16 protein-coding genes are annotated in these 14,098 nt (G+C 70.2%); 9 read left to right on the forward strand and 7 right to left on the reverse strand.

Annotated features, from left to right (window positions below; all coding sequences use genetic code 11):
- Positions 1 to 72: 72 nt before the first annotated feature.
- Positions 73 to 513 (reverse strand): PACE efflux transporter, encoded by a 441-nt coding sequence (locus tag D3230_RS08150; protein WP_202344556.1) that lies wholly within the window; start codon positions 511 to 513, stop codon positions 73 to 75.
- Positions 514 to 791: 278 nt separating this feature from the next.
- Between D3230_RS08150 and D3230_RS08155 the strand changes: the two genes are divergently transcribed.
- Both D3230_RS08155 and D3230_RS08160 read left to right on the forward strand, forming a co-directional pair.
- On the forward strand, positions 792 to 2,018 hold the full coding sequence (locus D3230_RS08155) for an MFS transporter (RefSeq protein WP_202344557.1): 1,227 nt from the start codon (positions 792 to 794) through the stop codon (positions 2,016 to 2,018).
- A gap of 23 nt (positions 2,019 to 2,041) precedes the next feature.
- Positions 2,042 to 2,773: a TetR family transcriptional regulator gene (locus D3230_RS08160; protein WP_202344558.1), complete on the forward strand. Its 732-nt coding sequence runs from the start codon at positions 2,042 to 2,044 to the stop codon at positions 2,771 to 2,773.
- 25 nt (positions 2,774 to 2,798) lie between these two features.
- Here D3230_RS08160 and D3230_RS08165 read toward each other — a convergent pair whose 3' ends face one another.
- Genes D3230_RS08165 through D3230_RS08175 form a run of 3 tightly spaced genes read right to left on the reverse strand, consistent with a single transcriptional unit; the run spans position 2,799 to position 6,672 of the window.
- On the reverse strand, positions 2,799 to 4,007 hold the full coding sequence (locus tag D3230_RS08165; protein WP_202344559.1) for an acyl-CoA dehydrogenase family protein: 1,209 nt from the start codon (positions 4,005 to 4,007) through the stop codon (positions 2,799 to 2,801).
- 53 nt (positions 4,008 to 4,060) lie between these two features.
- Positions 4,061 to 5,665, reverse strand: coding sequence for an ATP-binding cassette domain-containing protein (locus D3230_RS08170; protein WP_202344560.1), 1,605 nt, complete (start codon positions 5,663 to 5,665; stop codon positions 4,061 to 4,063).
- Complete coding sequence (locus D3230_RS08175; RefSeq protein WP_202344561.1) at positions 5,662 to 6,672, reverse strand: ABC transporter substrate-binding protein; 1,011 nt, start codon at positions 6,670 to 6,672, stop codon at positions 5,662 to 5,664. The genes D3230_RS08170 and D3230_RS08175 overlap by 4 nt, the downstream gene beginning before the upstream one ends.
- Before the next feature lie 118 nt (positions 6,673 to 6,790).
- Here D3230_RS08175 and D3230_RS08180 point away from each other — a divergent pair, with 118 nt between their 5' ends.
- A complete protein-coding gene (locus D3230_RS08180; protein ID WP_202344562.1) occupies positions 6,791 to 7,534 on the forward strand; it encodes a Crp/Fnr family transcriptional regulator in 744 nt (247 codons plus the stop codon).
- Positions 7,535 to 7,570: 36 nt separating this feature from the next.
- On the opposite strand, the gene D3230_RS08185 is transcribed toward D3230_RS08180, so the two are convergent.
- Positions 7,571 to 7,903, reverse strand: a complete 333-nt coding sequence (locus tag D3230_RS08185; RefSeq protein ID WP_202344563.1) for a cupin domain-containing protein — start codon at positions 7,901 to 7,903, stop codon at positions 7,571 to 7,573.
- 195 nt (positions 7,904 to 8,098) lie between these two features.
- Between D3230_RS08185 and rhuM the strand changes: the two genes are divergently transcribed.
- From rhuM to D3230_RS08215, 6 genes are all read left to right on the forward strand, one after another.
- A complete protein-coding gene (rhuM, locus tag D3230_RS08190; RefSeq protein WP_237467232.1) occupies positions 8,099 to 8,440 on the forward strand; it encodes a RhuM family protein in 342 nt (113 codons plus the stop codon).
- Between the two features lie 129 nt (positions 8,441 to 8,569).
- Positions 8,570 to 9,064, forward strand: coding sequence for a Fic family protein (locus tag D3230_RS08195; protein WP_202344564.1), 495 nt, complete (start codon positions 8,570 to 8,572; stop codon positions 9,062 to 9,064).
- Between the two features lie 274 nt (positions 9,065 to 9,338).
- Positions 9,339 to 9,617, forward strand: coding sequence for a hypothetical protein (locus D3230_RS08200; protein ID WP_202344565.1), 279 nt, complete (start codon positions 9,339 to 9,341; stop codon positions 9,615 to 9,617).
- Positions 9,618 to 9,938: 321 nt separating this feature from the next.
- A complete protein-coding gene (locus D3230_RS08205; RefSeq protein ID WP_202344566.1) occupies positions 9,939 to 11,249 on the forward strand; it encodes an MFS transporter in 1,311 nt (436 codons plus the stop codon).
- Positions 11,207 to 11,941, forward strand: coding sequence for a helix-turn-helix domain-containing protein (locus D3230_RS08210; protein ID WP_202344567.1), 735 nt, complete (start codon positions 11,207 to 11,209; stop codon positions 11,939 to 11,941). Before D3230_RS08205 ends, D3230_RS08210 begins: the two co-directional genes overlap by 43 nt.
- 100 nt (positions 11,942 to 12,041) lie before the next feature.
- Complete coding sequence (locus D3230_RS08215; RefSeq protein ID WP_202344568.1) at positions 12,042 to 12,791, forward strand: helix-turn-helix domain-containing protein; 750 nt, start codon at positions 12,042 to 12,044, stop codon at positions 12,789 to 12,791.
- 167 nt (positions 12,792 to 12,958) lie between these two features.
- On the opposite strand, the gene D3230_RS08220 is transcribed toward D3230_RS08215, so the two are convergent.
- Both D3230_RS08220 and D3230_RS08225 read right to left on the reverse strand, forming a co-directional pair.
- Positions 12,959 to 13,579 carry a GNAT family N-acetyltransferase gene (locus tag D3230_RS08220; RefSeq protein WP_202344569.1) on the reverse strand — a complete coding sequence of 207 codons (621 nt, stop codon included), beginning with the start codon at positions 13,577 to 13,579 and terminating at the stop codon, positions 12,959 to 12,961.
- A complete protein-coding gene (locus tag D3230_RS08225; RefSeq protein ID WP_202344570.1) occupies positions 13,576 to 13,968 on the reverse strand; it encodes a MerR family transcriptional regulator in 393 nt (130 codons plus the stop codon). Before D3230_RS08225 ends, D3230_RS08220 begins: the two co-directional genes overlap by 4 nt.
- Between the last annotated feature and the right edge of the window lie 130 nt (positions 13,969 to 14,098).

Below are 14,098 nucleotides of genomic sequence, written 5' to 3' on the forward strand. Positions count from 1 at the left end.
GCGCACGCTGCCGCCGCGCCACGGAATCGCACGACGGTCATTGTTGGGGTGGGAGCGTGGGGGAGCCTGGCGTTACGCCCCCTCGCCAACGCCGCTTCGCCCCGAGGCACTCGCCGGCGGCAGCACCAGGTCGAATGCCCACGCAAACACGAAGGTGTAGACGAAGAAGAACGCGAGGATGCCGAGCTCCAAGACGAAGGCGTCCAGCAGCGAGATCCCGAGGATCCACGAGAGCACGGGGATGAGAAACACCACGAGGCCGCCCTCAAAACCCAGCGCGTGGGCGATCCGGCGCGGCACCGTGCGGGTCTGCGACGCCTGGCGCTTCTCCCACGCCTCGAACAGCGAGGTGCAGACGAAGTTCCACATCAGCGCGACCGTGGAAGATGCCACCGCGACCAGGCCGGAGCCTCCGCCGCCATGACCGAGAGCGAGCAGTCCGAGCGTGATGAACAGGATCGCGAGCGCTTCGTAGCTCACGACGTAGATGATCCGGCGAACAATTGCAGACATAGATGTCCTCCTGAGATGAGTCCATGGGAAGTCCTCAGAGGTTCACGTCCATGAAGTGAGTCACACGTTCGATCGCGCAGGGCGATGCGTGCGCGATGGGTGCAAAGCTACTCACATTCCCTGATCACCCCCTGATCAGACCGTGGTCATGTCCTGACCAGGTGGCGCACGCGCGGCGGAGCGGCGTGCGTGCGCAATTAATGGGGGTGTGCACCCATTAATGTGTTACGGTGTTTCCGGCCCGCCGCGCGGGCATCATGTCGAGCCTCCGGAGATCCATGCACCGCAGCCCTGCAACGCCCCGCCCACAGATCCCGCTCCTGCTGTCCGCGGTATTCCTCGCGTACCTCGCGCAGATGACGCTCAACCCGATCATCGCACCGCTCGCGCGGGAGGTGGGGCTCGCGGAGTGGCAGGTGGGCGTGACGATCAGCACCGCGGCCGTCATGGTGGTCGCCACCAGCCAGTTGTGGGGGAGACGCTCGCAGTCCTGGGGGCGCAGAGCCGTGCTCGTCGCCGCCCTCGCCCTCGCCGCAGTGACGATGACGGGCTTCGCAGTGACGGCGGCCGCGGGCATGCGCGGCGCCCTGACCGGGACCGCTCTGTTCGCGCTCTTCGTCCTTCTCCGCGGGATCGGGTTCGGCACTGCGATCGCGGCGATCCCACCCACCGCACAGGCCTATATCGCGGACGTGACGCCGGGTGAAGCGGCCCGCGTGAAGGGAATGGCGGGTGTGGGCGCCGTCCAAGGCGTCGCGATGATGGCGGGCGCGGTCGTCGGCGGTGCCCTCGCGGGATTCGGGCTCCTCACGCCACTCATCGTCGTCCCGGCGCTGCTCGTGATCGGACTCGGGATCGTGGCGTTCGGGCTGCGGCGTGAGCCCCGACACGAACGCATCGCCGATCCGCCCCGCGTCCGCGTCACCGACCCCCGCGTGTGGCCGTTCCTCCTCACTGGGTTCGGCATGATGACCGCGCTCGGGTGCATCCAGGTGATCGCGGGCTTCATCGTGCAAGACCGCTTCGGACTCGATGCGGCGCGCACCGGGCTTGCGACCGGCGGCGTGCTGCTTGCCGCCGGCGCCGGCATGGTCGTCGCCCAGGCCGTGATCGTGCCGCGCAGCGGCTGGGCACCCACGCGTCTCCTGCGGGTGGGAACCGCGGGGGCTGTCGCGGGGTTCCTGATCCTCATTCCGAACGTCGGTGCCGTGGCGCTGGCCGCTGCGATGCTCCTGATCGGTCTCGGCCTGGGGGTTGCGATGCCTGGGTACTCGGCCGGCCCGTCGCTCCTGATGCGCCGCGACGAACAGGGCGCCCTCGCCGGGCTCATCGGTGCCACGAACGGACTCACCTTTGTCGTTGCACCCACCGTGAGCACCGCGCTCTACGGAATCTGGCACCCGCTCCCCGTTATTCTGGGCACAGTGATCATGGCCGGGGTGTTCGGCTTCGTGTGCGTGCACCCCCGCTTCAGGCAGCTCGTGGGAACACCCACTCGCGGGTGACGGTGGAGAACAGGGGACGCAACATGAGCGAAGGACCGCGGCGCGGGCGCCCGCCGCGCATCGGTCGCGAGGATATCGCCGCCGCCGTGCTCGACGTTGGCTTTTCGGAGCTCACCTTCGCGGCGGTGCGGGAGCGGCTCGGCGTGGGGGAGAGCACCCTGTACCGTCATGCGCCGGATCGCGACGCGCTCGTGCGGATCGGCCTGGATCGCGCCCTTGCCGAGATCTCCTGGCCACCGCTCGACGCACCTTGGCGTCAGCTCCTCGAAAGCTACGCGCACGCCGCCTGGCACGCGCTCGCCGCGCATCCCGGCTCGGCGACGGAGATCGCGCGCGGCGTCGTCCCGCCGCGCATGACCGGCCTGTTCGCGCGCGTCGGCACCGCCCTGATGCGCGAGGGATTCACCGCCGAACACGCGGTCTTGAGCGGTGACCTCGTGTTCGATCTGGTGACCGATAACCGGCGCGGGATCGAGCAGCTCGACGCCCTCGTGGGGGCCGCGGGGCCGGGGCGCGCCGGGGTCGCTGAGCAGTGGGCGGCCGGTGAGGTCGCGGATGGTGCGGGCGGCGGCGAGCCCGAGGCGGCGAGCCACGCTCCAGAGACCGCGGAACTCCACACGCGGGTGCACGCCGCGATCGCCGCCGAGCCGTTCGCGTGGTTCGTCTCAAAGCTGGGCGTCGTGCTGGCGGGGATCGACGTGACGCTCGCCCCGCCGCGAGGCGACACATCGAAAGCCGGCCCGGACCGAGCCTGAGCGCCGAACGGTCCGCAGCGCCGGATCAGGCGGTCCCGGGCGCCAGCGGCCCGACGGCCGCGTGAGCGTCGGCGTCGCCCGGATCGACGAGCGCGCGGGCCCCGAGCTCGAAGCCCACCGCGGGGGAGAGCGCCGCGTGGCGGGTGATCACGTGCGCGTCGCGCCACAGTCGACCCACGGTGTCGCCCTCCAGGCAGGCGCGGGATCCGGCGACGAGGCTCAGCTCGTGCGTCGCGGCGGCGACGTCGGCGGTGACACGGCCCAGTATCATCCGGGCCGCGGTCAACTGCGCCGCCGGAAGCAGCTCGCCGTGCGCGACCGCGGCATCGAGTTCGTCCGCGGCGGCGAAGAGCACCGCCCGTGCCCCCGCGACGCGCGCGTGTGCGGCCCCGAGCGTCTGTGCCACGCCGGGCCGGTTGATCCCGCGCCCCGGCAGCGCGGCGACGCGCGCGCGATCCGCGTCACCCCGGACCGCTGCGGCGAGCCCCGCGACGAGTGCCTCCGCGGCACCCACCCCCACCGCGGCGAGGCCGAGCGCGGTGCGGAGGCGGCTCGGGACGCGCAGCGCGAGCGGGCCATCCGGTTCGGGCGCGAACAGCACCGAGGTCGGGAGGAATCCGGCGCTCGGCACCACCAGCTGTGCGGCGGCGAGCGTGTGGCTGCCGGTGGCGCGCAAGCCGAGCGCCGCCCAGCGTGCGTGTACAGTCAGCGCCGCGCGCGGCACCCAGACGAACCCCGCGCCGTGCTCCGCGGTGGCGACGTTCAGGAGCGCCCACTCGGCCAGCTCGCTGTTCGACGCGTACCGCCACACGCCGTCGACCACCCAGTCCGGGGAGCCCGCACCCTGCGGGGCCGCGTGCGCCTCGGTGCTCGCAAACACGCCGCACCACTGGGTATCGGGATCCGCGGGGAACGCGGTCCCGCTAAGACGTGCAAATGACTGCGCGAGCAGGCTGTTGGTGTGCGAGACCACCAGGTTCCAGGCGGCCGCCGCGTGCACGCGGGCGAGCCCGGCCGCGACGCGAACCAGCCCGGCACCCCCGAACTCGCCGCCCGCCGAGAGCCGGTACCCGCCCGCCTCCCGGATCGCCGCTGTGACCGCGGGGGCAATCTCACCGGAGGTATCGGCCGCTTCGGCGTCGGCACGGAGCAGGCCGTCGACCGCGGCGAGTCGCCCCAGAACGTCATTCGCGCGCGCAACGCCGGTCTCGACGGCGGGTGTGTGGTGGATCATCGCTGACTTCCTTCGCTGGGGGATTAGGGCTGGGTGGATCAGGGGTGGGTGCTTCAGAGCTGGGACTGCGGCGTCGGGAGCGCATCGGAGGTGTGGAGGAGCGCGGCGAGCAGGGCGCGGCGCGGCGCGGTCAGCGCCGGATCATCGAGCGCGCGATCCCTGCCGAGGTGGCGCAGATCGAGCTGTTCCGTGATGCGGGCCACCGGCGCGCCACCGAGCACGAGCGCGCGATCCGCGAGGGCGAGCGCATCGTCGACGTCGTGGGTCACGAAGACGATGGTGCGGGGCCGCTCGCGCTGCATGGCCTGCACGTCGTGGATCAGCGCGCGCCGCCGCCGCACGTCGAGCCCGGCGAAGGGTTCATCGAGGAGCAGCAGGCCGCTGTCGCGCAGGAAGCCGCGGGCGAGCGCCCCGCGCTGCCGCATTCCACCCGACAATTCGGCGGGTCGGCGATGCGCGGCGTCCGCGAGCCCGAGCGCCGCGAGCTGCGCGCGCGCCGCGTCGGAGGAGACGCCCGCGAACAGCGCGACGTTGTGCTCCAGGGTGCGCCACGGCAGGAGCCGATCCTCCTGGAATACCCACGCGGTGCGCGTGTCCGGCGCGCGCTCGACGGTGCCGTGTGCGGGCCGGGCGGTGCCCCCGAGCACGCGCAGCAGTGACGACTTTCCGATGCCCGAGGCACCCAGGATGGCGGTGATACTGCCCGGCGCCGCGGAGAAGCTCAGGTGCTCGGCGAAGAGACGTTCGCCGTGCGCAAGAGACACCTCCCGGCAGGCAATCGCGTCGGGCTGAGCCGGTGCCCGCGAGGGCTCGGGTCGTTCCGGCCCACCGCACCCCCGGCTGCTGGGGCGTACGCGCGCCGCGTCCGGCGTGCTCCGGTGCCCGGTGCCCCGAAGCCCCGTGAGCAGCCGGATCCCACCCTCGATCACCACCCACGTGCAGACGAGCACCACGGTGATCGCGATCACTCGGTCGGTCTGCATGTGCGCCTTCGCGACGACCAGCTGCTCGCCGAGCCCGCGCGAGGCCGTCAGGAATTCGCCCATCACGGTGAGTTTCCACCCGAGCCCCGCCATGGCGAGCAGCGCGGCGCGCGCGGAGCTGAGGAGAGGCGGCAGGGTCACGTGTCGGAACCGGGTGGTGCGGGGGAGCTCGAACGCGTCGGCGAGTTCGTCGAAGCCGGGGTCGCGATCCCGCACCGCGTGCTGCAGCGCCGCGGCGAGGATCGGGGCGCTCGTGACCACAACGAGGAACACGGTGGGGCCCGCGCCGAGCCCGAACCAGATCATGGCGAGGCCCATCCAGGCCACGCTCGGGACGGCGTTGAGGATCGCGATGAGCGGCGCGAGCGCGGCGCGCGCGGCGTCGCTGAGACCCGCGAGGAGCCCCAGCGCACCGCCCAGTACGGCGGCAACGAGGAGGCCGCCCGCGAATGTCGTGAGCGATTCGCCGAGCGCGGCGTAGGTGTCGGGCTCCCGGAGCAGGCCCCCGACCGCGGCCGCCGTAGCACCGAGGCCGGGCAGAACGATCGCGGGGAGTGCGCGTGCGGTGATCCACCACACGAGCCCGAGCACGAGCACGCTGGCGAACGACCAGATCCACGGCGCGGGGAACCCGGACCTCGGATTCCCCGCGCAGGGCGAGCGACGCGGGATCACCGCTGGTAGAAGCTCGCCTCGGGCAGCGCGCCGCCGACGCTCTCCGGCCAGCGCGTGAGGAGTGTGCTGAAGTACTGTTCCACCGCCGGGCGCGCTTCGGACGCGGCCTGCGCATCCCACGCGATCCTGGGGATTGCGGCGGCCACGATGGCTCCCGGGAGGCCCAGCTCACGCTCGGCGAGCGCTCCCGCTTCCTCCGGATGCTCTGACACCCAGGTTGCCGCCTCGGCGTACGCCTCCTGGAACGCGGCGGTGGTCTCCTCGTGTTCCGCGGCGAAGCTGCCGTTGACGAAGGTGCCGGCGGTGGGGAGCGGCAGCTTCGAGTCGGTGAGATCCGCCCACTCGGCAGCGAAGTCGATCAGGTTTCGCGCTTCGGGGTCCCGGGCCTGGAGCATCGTGACCTGGGGTTCGACGGTGACGAGCGAGGAAATCTGGCCGGAGAGGAACTGTTCGGGGCCGTTCATCGGGTCGACGTAGACGATGTCCACACTGTCCGAGAGCCCGTGTTGTTCGAGTATGAGCTGCATGGTGTAGTCGACCGCGGAGGCGCGCATGGCGATGTGCAACTGGGTCCCCGCGAGATCCGCGACCGACTGGATCGCCGGATCGTGGGTGACGAGGCCCATGACGGCCCAGGCACTCACGTTGAGGAGGCTGAGATCAGCCCCGCCCCGGGCGAGCGTCGCCCCGGTGGTCAGCGGGGCCGCGACAAACTCATGTCCGCCGGTTGCGGCCGCAGTGAGCTGATCGGCGCTCTCCCAGCGATTGAACACGATGTCCGTTTCGCCGAGCGCGTCGGCCTCGATCATGCGAAGGATCGGGAGGCTCGGGGGAGAGGCGGGACCGCTGACGCGCACCTCTGCCGGGGCCGCCACCGGGGCCTCGGCCGGGGTGGCTGAGGCGGAGTCGGCGGACACCGTCGGGACGCTCGTGCCGCATCCGCTCAGCAGCACGGCGCCCAGGGCGGCGATACTGAGGAGGGTCGTCTGCACTGTGGAACGGGACATGGGGGCCTTTCGGGGCGATCACCTTACATCGGATGTAGGTGAGGGTGGGCTAAGTTCTGTGCAGTAGTCTGACAGCGCAGCCGACCGTCCACGGTTGCCCCAGCAACAGAAAGCATCCATGCGCGCCACAACTCTTCCCATTCCACCGACGGAGGGTGCCTCGCCCCGCACTGAGCCGGGCCCGTTCCTCGCCGGCATCACCGAAGACCACCTTCGTTGCATGCAGGCGTGCCTCGGCCTGCACGCCTGTACCTTCGAGAAGGACGAGGACATCCTCTCCTGCACCGGGGGACCCGTCACCTACGGGGTCCTTCTGAGCGGGGCCGCACTCGACGTGCGTCGCCACCCGCACGGTGACCGGACACTCGTGGACGTCATCGAACCCGGCGATCTGTTCGGCGAAGGGTGGCAGACGCCGCGTTGGGGGAGCGCGGCGTGCCCCCAGGAGCGCGCGGCGGTGGGGGCCGTGCCCGGCACCGTGCTGCTCCTCGATCCTGCGCGCCTGTCCGACCCCGCGGTGGCGTGCCCGGCGAAGGCGGTGGTGCAGAACAATCTGCTGCGCTCGGTGCTCGAGAAACAGGAGCGGCTCCGCGCCAAGCTCGAGATCCTCCGCCACCGCTCGCTGCGCAAGCGGATCACCAACTATCTCCTCGTCGAGGCGCAGCGTCGCGGGGCGCAGCGTCGCGGGGCTGCCCGGTTCAGCATTCCCCTGACGCGGATCGAGCTCGCACAGTACCTGCACGCCGACCGGGCCGCCCTGTCCCGGGAACTGGCGCGTATGAGGACCGATGGCCTCATCGATTACCACCGCAATTCGTTTGTGATTCCGGATCCGCGGGCGGCCGCGCTGATCCTCGACTAACGGCTGCTCCGGGTCAGGCCGGGTCGCGCCGTGGCGCTATGCCCCAGGGACGAAACTCAGCAGCAGCAGGCTCTCGGCATCGGCCTCGACCCGGTGCAGCGCATCCGGCACCGGATAGAGGTCCCCGGCAGTCAGGGTGTGCGTCCGGTCCGCATCGCTCTCGATGAACCGCACCTGTCCGTGCACGACGTGGAGTCGCGCTTCCCCGGGATTCCCGTGTTCCGGCAGCACCCCACCCGCGGGGAGCCAGATGGCGAGCTGCTGCAGGCGTGCACCCGCGGTAATGTGACGCCGCGCGAGCGGGGCGCCCGCCGCTTCGGCCTCGGCGCGCAGTTCCTCGTGCAGGGTGGGGAGCGAGATGAGTGTCATGGTGCCTTTCACGGGTGCCCTGTAGCGGGCTGATCTGGTCGACCCTCTCAGTGTGCCCGTTCGGTGGATCGGCCGGTGTTGCCCCAGTCACGCCTGGCGATGCCGTGCCCGCGGCGAATGTCGGCGGTCGCCCCTAGCCTGACCCCACCGACGAAACCGTTGCCGACCGCCTCACCGGAGAGGACGTACACGTGCATGACCACCATGGACCATCACTCAACAGGCGAAGTCATCGTGTACCAGGAGGAAGACGGTGCTCCCGCGCTCGAAGTGCGGCTTGTGCACGACTCCGTATGGCTGAGCCAACAGCAGATTGCGGAGCTTTTCCGAACGACACGAGAAAACGTCACGATCCACCTCCGCAACGTATACGGAGAAGGGGATCTGACTGAGAGCGCAACCCGTAAAGAATCCCTACAACTTCGCACAGAGAGTACCCGATCCGTGCGTCGCCGTGTACTCATGTACAACCTCGACGCGATCATCTCCGTCGGGTACCGGGTGAAGAGCAAGGTGGCGACGCAATTCCGAATCTGAGCCACGGAGCGGCTCCGGGAGTTCTTGCTCCAGGGGTACGCGCTCAATCAGCAGCGACTCGCCGAGCTCGGGACAGTAGTCCAGAGGCTCAGCCGATGAGACGATGACCTTGTCGGAGGAGTTGCTGACGTGCTCGCCGCGTACATCCCGGGACTCACCCTGTTGCGTGACTACGACGAGGGCCTGCTCGATGCCCAACCAACTGCAGTCCCGGGATGGGTGCTCACGCTTGACGAGGCGCGGCAGGTGATCCGGCAGCGCACCGCCGAGTTCCCAGAGGACCGCCTGCTTGGACGAGAGCAGGGCACCGCGCTTGCCTCAGTCGTTGCAACCATCTATCAGGGCTTTGACGGCCACGAACTCTATGTCTCGACGGAGGAGAAGGCCGCGAACCTGCTCTATCTGGTGGTGAAGGATCACCCACTGGTGGACGAGAATAAGCGCAGCGCTGCAGTGCTCTTCGTCACGTTCCTCGCCCGGAATGGGATCTTGAACCGCAACGATGGGACACCGCGCATCACGAGCCTCGCTCTCGCCGCGGCGACACTGATGATCGCGATGAGTGATCCGGGGGAGAAGCGCCTGAGGGTGACCCTCTTGATCCGCATGCTGGTCGACGGGTGAGGCGTTGAGCGAAGACGCGGTGATTCGCCGGTGCCGGTGCCGGTGTTCGTTGAGGGCGAGGACGGGGAGGGCGACGACGTCTGGGCGGATGTGCGAACAGGTCGGGGGCGCTACGAACCCGACATTCGCCGGCTGCCATCGCGGGCAATGGATCGCTCACGGTCACGCCATTACCGCTCATGTATTGAGATGCAGGCACTGGTGCGCAGGCAGCCGCTCGGACTCCCGACCATCAATTCCACACGGAGGAGGGGCCTCAGCGAAGGAGGTCGACATGAACACTCGCAATTCGACCGCGCCGGTGATGACCGAGCACGACCGTGAAATGGCGGAGAAACGTGACCGCAGCATCGAAGATCCCGAGGCGTGCTATGCCGCGGCGAGAAAAGCCGCAGGCGTGATGTTGCGTCCGCGCGCCGCTGCGAAAGGCACCGAGACCGCGGCCTCAGAGCGGAGTTTGCCAGCAGTGTTGTGCTGGGTCGCTCGTCGGTGCGTACTCATCACCGGGCCTGCACGGGTCTCAGCCGGTCCCAGCGAATCGTTCGCCCAATAGGGTTGGCGCTGTGGCTCTCGCGTGCATCATGCTCCTCATCGCGGGTGCGTGTATTGTCCTTGCCGGAATCCGAGTCCGTGGCTTGGTACCCCGACATTGGGAAATAGTGGACGGGGAGTGGCTTGGCCCGGCCCTGCGGCACGCTCCACAAAGGTATCGGTACCGTAGTCTCGACGGGGTCGAGCGCACCGGGGAGACCCGGCTGAAGGTGTTCTGGCGGGCTCAGTACGGGGGTCGCTGCCGGGGAAGCGGCTCATACCGCGCGCAGCCGCTACGGGCGCGGCTTGACTGTGCCGCGACGGCATCGTTTCTGATGGGGGCATGCACAGAAACACCCTCGTCTATTTCGGCTCATTCAGTCTGTCGCTCCTGGGAAACGGGATCGCCGCGGTGCTCTTTCCGCTGTTGGTCCTGGCGCGGACCGGCGACCTGCTCGCGGCGGGCATCCTGGCCTCGATCAACGCGGCGGTGGCGGCCATCGTCAGCGTTTGTGCCGGGGTGGTCGTGGATCGCCTCAATCGGCGCACGGTGTCGATCGTCAGCGATCTGCTCTCCGCGGCGTCGATCGCCGCGCTGCCCGTCGTCGATGCGATCTGGGGCTTGAACCTGGGCTGGTTCATCGCGCTGAGTGTGATCGGCACGTTCGGTGATGCGCCCGGCATGACGGCCCGAGAAACGATGCTGCCGCGCCTCGTGCGCTTGGCTGGCGAGAAGCCCGGGGCGCTGGATCGGCTCGTGGGCGTCCGCGAAGCCCTCGCCGCCACCCTGATCCTGATCGGCCCCGGCCTCGGCGGCCTCCTCGTGCTGCTCTGGGGCGTGAGCTCGGCGGTGCTCCTCATCACTGCGGCCACGAGCCTCGCCGCGGCCCTGCTGACGCTCGCCCTCAGCCCACGGGTCGGAGAGCTTGACCGGGCCGCGGAGAACGGTGCGCCGCTCCCCACCTCGGGTGTGCGCGGGATGTTCACGGATCTGGTGCTCGGGTGGCGATTCCTGCTCGGCAACCCGCTCGTGCGTGGGGCGAGCCTCGTATCGGCGGTGTTCGCGGCGCTGCTGGCCGGCCTGCAGGCCACCGTCCTGCCCGCCTACTTCACGGAACACCGCCTCCCGGAACTCAGCGGTATGGCGATTGCCGGGCTCGCCCTCGGCAGCCTGGTCGGGGCCGGGCTGTATGCGGCGTCTATCGGCCGGATCACCCGACGCCGCTGGTTGGTCGTCGGCATGCTCGGGCTGGCACTGGGCTTCACCGTCCTCGGCGTCCTGGGCGCGCCCTGGCTCGTTGTGCTGGGTGCCGTCGTGATCGGGGCCACCAGCGCCCCCATGTCCGCGGCGCTGGGCGTGGCGACACTCGAGGCGACGCCGGATCGCATGCGCGGGCGCGTGCTCGGCACCCAGCACGCGCTGATGCTCGCGGCCCCGGCACTCACCTCCGCGCCGCTCGCGGCTCTGGCCGTGAGCTGGGGGCTCCCGGCGGCGGGACTCGCCGTCGCGGCGGTCATGGCGGTGACCGCGGTGATCGCGCTCGTCGCGCCCGCGTTCCGCACATTGGACAGAATAGAGCGAGAAGCCCAGTGCGCGGTGGAGGAGGAGCGATGGCATGGAGCACGCGGCAACTCGCCGACCTCACGGGGGTGACCCTGCGAACCATCCGCCACTGGCACGACGTGGGGCTGTTGCCCGAGCCGGAACGACTCAGCAACGGCTACAAGCAATACACCGCCCAGCATCTCGTGCTCGCGCTCCGCATCGCCCGACTCGCGAGCCTCGGGTTCCGCTTGGATCAGGTGGCCCCCATGCTGGCGTCGGCCGAGCAGAGCGCACCGCTGCTGCGCGACGTGCGGGCCGAGCTCGACGAGCGGATTGCCGCGCTCACCCGGCTGCGGGCCGATCTGGACGGACTGATCGAGGCCGGGGCCGCGCCGGATCTCTCCCCGGAGGCCGTGCTGGCACTTGACGCGCTCGGCGCGGATCCTGGTGCCCGAAATGTCGCGATCCTCCTCGCTCGCATGTTGCCCAAGGGGGACATGCCGGGCTTCGCGCGGACCATGCAGAACGCGCCTCGTGAGCTCACCGCGGTGAATGAGGAACTGCTCGCACTCCCGCCGCATGCCTCGGAGGCAACCGTCGGGGAGCTCGCAGACCGCGGAGCCGCAGCGATTGCCGCGTTTCTCGCCGATCAGGGGACCGCACTGCCACAGCTCTCGGCGGGCCTGGACGGTGGCGCGGGCCCGGGCCTTGACGCCATGGCGGCACTCCTGCGGGAGCACCTGAACCCGGCGCAGCTCCGGGTCATGACGCAGATCATGCGGCAGTTCACGGACGAATAGCGGCTCGAACAGCGCTCTCGGAGGAGCCCGAGTCGGCACCGAGCGCTCCGCCTCGCACCAAAATGTTGCATTTCTGCATCACCCGCGCTAGCTTTGGTGCATGGATAGCGGGCTTTCGGAAGTGTTTCTCCGTGCCGGGCGCACCCGTTCGGAGATCGCTCGGCGCGCCGGCGTGAATCGCTCCACGATGTACCGGGCAAGCGAGGGCACGGTCGACGTGCGCCTCGACACGCTGACGGAACTCGCGCTCGCGAGTGGCGTTGAACCGATCATCACCTATCGGCCCCTGTCGGATCCGGCCGCCGCCGACGCGGGACGCGTCCTCATGGAGGGCGCAGCCGAGCTGGGGGAGATGCCCGCGGCCACCGCGGAGTGGGTGGCACGCATTGAGCGCTTTGCTCAGCCCGCGACGCTCGGCAGCATCGCGGCCGAGGCGGGGCTCGCGGCATCGCTCCTGCACCGCGCCGACGCCCTGGGGGTGTCCGGCACCTTCACCGCCGCCGTGCTCGACGCCTGCGGCGCGGTGGCGGGAGGGGAGTGGGCGCTCTCGGGTGCCGCGGCGCTCGCGGCACTGGGCGCCGACGCGGCCGAGCTGAGTGCTGCCGTGCAGATTCTCTGGACGCCGGATCCCGGCCGCGCGCTCCAGCACCTCGTCGGGCTGGGCGGGACCGTGGCGAACCCTGCCGCGGCCTCCGTGATCCTGTGCGCGCCGGGCGAGCTGACGCTGCAGGGCAGCGCCTCGCGCAACGGGGTCCGCGTGGTGGCACCCGCGCAAGCGATCATCGACAACCTGGGCCTGGTCGATCCCCAGCGCTCCGCGGCGGCGCGGCTCGTCGCGAGCTGGGGGTAGCGCTGCGGCGCTGCGCTGCATCACTGCATCACTGCATCGTTGCAGGGCAGAGCAGAACGGCGCACGGGGAGCACCCCGCACACGATCAAACTGACATAATATAGATTATCAACGAGCGCGTGGAGCGTGGGTGAGGGGCCCCGGCGACTCGCGAGCACCCGCGCCAGCTACGCCGGCCACGGCGGTTGGTGACCTGCGGATCCAGCGGCGGCGTCAGTGGCCGCAGCCGACGCCGCGGCCCGCGTGAGCACTCCGTGCCAACACTCGGTGACCTCGCCGGTGCGCGCGGGCACCGAACCGGGACCCGTGCCCGCGTATGCGAACCCGGCGCGCTGGGCGACACGAAGCGAAGCCGTATTGCCGACCACGGCTTCCCAGTGCAGCGCCGCGAGGTGAGCGACGCGCGGGCCGAGTGGCCCAGTGGCCCCCTCCGGAGGGAGCGCCGCTTCCACGACGACCGCCACCGCAGCTGACATAATCCCGCCGCCGCGGTGCGGCGCGCCCAGCCAAAAGCTGATCTCTCCCCGCGGCAGCTTGAGCCCGATGGTCCCGAGGAGCGGCCCGTCGGGATCCCGCCGGATGGCCCAGACGAGCTCGGTGCCGTCGCGCCACGCCGCCGGCGCGTACTCGTGCACGAACCAGGTGGCATCGGCCGTCGTGTACGGCCAGGGCGTGGACATGAATCGCTCGAACGCGGGGTCAGCGCAATATTCGGCGATGCGCGAGACGTCGGCGTCCCGAAGCTCGGTGAGCGAGATGCCGCGCCCGCTCAGTGGGGTCACCGTCATGGGATGCGCGCCTCGAGCAACGTGAGGAACTCGTCGGCCATCTCGAGCTGCCGGGCCAGCTTCGCGCGGCGCTCGCGGGCGTCGCTCCGGAAGTCGCCCAGTGCGCTCTGCGCGTCGGTGGCCGCACCCGGCTCGCCGGCCCCCTGCTCCCCCGCGGCGTCGATCGCGCGCAGCAGGTCCCGCATCTGCTCAAGTGAGTACCCCAGTGGCTTCATGCGGCGAATCAGCATCAGGCGCTCGAGATCGCCGTCCGTGTAGAGGCGAAAGCCTCCGTCCGAGCGGCCGCTGGGCGTCAGGAGGCCAATCTCGTCGTAGTGGCGAATCGTGCGCAGGGAGAGCTCCGTGCGCTCCGCGAGTTCGCCAATGTGCATCATGTCACCCTCGGGCATCGCGCTCCCTGTTCGAAAAACTCTCACGTTACGTTAGTGTTGTCGGGTGTCCGCCCGCATCCGGACTCACGCACCCTCCCCCCATGGTGGCACGCCGCGCTCGGCACCGCCCCGGCACACTCTGAGGAGC

The sequence above is a fragment of the Leucobacter chromiireducens subsp. solipictus genome (assembly GCF_016758195.1).
GTDB classification, from domain to species: domain Bacteria; phylum Actinomycetota; class Actinomycetes; order Actinomycetales; family Microbacteriaceae; genus Leucobacter; species Leucobacter solipictus.

What these genes read in the sequence shown, in the direction of transcription:
- D3230_RS08180 (WP_202344562.1), top strand. Translation starts at nt 6,791, where the DNA reads ATGCGCGCCACAACTCTTCCCATTCCACCGACGGAGGGTGCCTCGCCC.
- rhuM (WP_237467232.1), top strand. Translation starts at nt 8,099, where the DNA reads ATGACCACCATGGACCATCACTCAACAGGCGAAGTCATCGTGTACCAG.
- D3230_RS08200 (WP_202344565.1), top strand. Translation starts at nt 9,339, where the DNA reads ATGAACACTCGCAATTCGACCGCGCCGGTGATGACCGAGCACGACCGT.
- D3230_RS08150 (WP_202344556.1), bottom strand. Translation starts at nt 513, where the DNA reads ATGTCTGCAATTGTTCGCCGGATCATCTACGTCGTGAGCTACGAAGCG.
- D3230_RS08225 (WP_202344570.1), bottom strand. Translation starts at nt 13,968, where the DNA reads ATGCCCGAGGGTGACATGATGCACATTGGCGAACTCGCGGAGCGCACG.
- D3230_RS08220 (WP_202344569.1), bottom strand. Translation starts at nt 13,579, where the DNA reads ATGACGGTGACCCCACTGAGCGGGCGCGGCATCTCGCTCACCGAGCTT.
- D3230_RS08160 (WP_202344558.1), top strand. Translation starts at nt 2,042, where the DNA reads ATGAGCGAAGGACCGCGGCGCGGGCGCCCGCCGCGCATCGGTCGCGAG.
- D3230_RS08205 (WP_202344566.1), top strand. Translation starts at nt 9,939, where the DNA reads ATGCACAGAAACACCCTCGTCTATTTCGGCTCATTCAGTCTGTCGCTC.
- D3230_RS08155 (WP_202344557.1), top strand. Translation starts at nt 792, where the DNA reads ATGCACCGCAGCCCTGCAACGCCCCGCCCACAGATCCCGCTCCTGCTG.
- D3230_RS08175 (WP_202344561.1), bottom strand. Translation starts at nt 6,672, where the DNA reads ATGTCCCGTTCCACAGTGCAGACGACCCTCCTCAGTATCGCCGCCCTG.
- D3230_RS08185 (WP_202344563.1), bottom strand. Translation starts at nt 7,903, where the DNA reads ATGACACTCATCTCGCTCCCCACCCTGCACGAGGAACTGCGCGCCGAG.
- D3230_RS08210 (WP_202344567.1), top strand. Translation starts at nt 11,207, where the DNA reads ATGGCATGGAGCACGCGGCAACTCGCCGACCTCACGGGGGTGACCCTG.
- D3230_RS08215 (WP_202344568.1), top strand. Translation starts at nt 12,042, where the DNA reads ATGGATAGCGGGCTTTCGGAAGTGTTTCTCCGTGCCGGGCGCACCCGT.
- D3230_RS08165 (WP_202344559.1), bottom strand. Translation starts at nt 4,007, where the DNA reads ATGATCCACCACACACCCGCCGTCGAGACCGGCGTTGCGCGCGCGAAT.